The organism is Bifidobacterium ruminantium DSM 6489, from assembly GCF_000770925.1.
In the GTDB taxonomy this organism is placed as follows: Bacteria; Actinomycetota; Actinomycetes; order Actinomycetales; family Bifidobacteriaceae; genus Bifidobacterium; species Bifidobacterium ruminantium.
In genome coordinates this window covers 1-975 of record NZ_JDTK01000055.1, presented here as the reverse complement: position 1 = coordinate 975, position 975 = coordinate 1, and the positions used below count along the sequence as shown (strand labels likewise).

General features: G+C 68.9%; 1 protein-coding gene. It reads right to left on the bottom strand.

Annotation, left to right across the window (positions count from 1 at the left end):
* Window positions 1–975 (bottom strand): RICIN domain-containing protein (locus OU26_RS09780; protein WP_193786521.1); only part of this gene is annotated, 975 nt, incomplete at both ends.

Sequence of the window (975 nt, the reverse complement as noted above, 5' to 3'; positions counted from 1 at the left end):
GGTGTGACGTCGGTCACGGCCTGACCGCCCGACACCGCCGCGGACTCGCCCTTCACGTCGTACAGCTTCCCGCCGTTGTCATCCGTCGTGGAGCCGTACGAGAACGACAGGCCGACCTTAGTGGAGCCCGCGGAAGGCACCGTGGCCTTCCACCAGCCGCCGCACGCCTTCGTCATCTCCGTGCCGCCGGTCGTGTCCGGACTGCCGTACACGCGCCACTGCACGCGCACGCGCGACTGCGCGGAGGACGGACGGTACCACACCGTCGCGGACTTCTGGGACTGTCCGACCGGCCTGAACTTCCACTGCTGGTTCGCGCCGCCGTTCGACGTCCACACGTCCACGTTCGTCCCGTTCTTCGTGGACCATCCAGCCACGTCCAGGACCAGCGACTGCGACATCGCGGACACCAGGCGGTACGACGAGCCGGACCGGACCGCGACCCACTTCTGGTTGCGGCCGCCGTTCGACGAGTACTGCAACGCGTTCGCGCCGTTCCTCGCGGAACCGCCCGCCACGTCCAGGACCTTGCCCGAATTCACGTTCGAGAGCGTCACGTAGCCCTTCGAGTCGTGCGACACCCTCCACTGCTGGTTCGCGCCGCCGGTCGCGGTGTAGATCAGCACGTTCCCGCCGTCCTTCTTCGAGCCTCCGGCCACGTCCAGGAGCATTCCGTCCTTCAACGCGGTCGACACCACGTACGTGCCGTCCGCCAGATCCGACGCGTGGGCCTTCGCCAACGCGTCCAGCTCGGCGTACGGATCCTGCGCCTCGACCGTGACCTCGACGGACGCGCTCTTGCCGCCGGCGGTCGCGGTGACCGTGGCCTTGCCGGCCTTCGAGCCGGCGGTGACCACGCCGGTGCCCATCACGTTCGCGACGCTCGAGTCCGAGCTCGTCCACGTGACCTTGCGGTCCGTCGCGTCGTCGGGCCTGACCGTCGCGGTCAGCTGCACGCTCGCACCGGACTTCAGG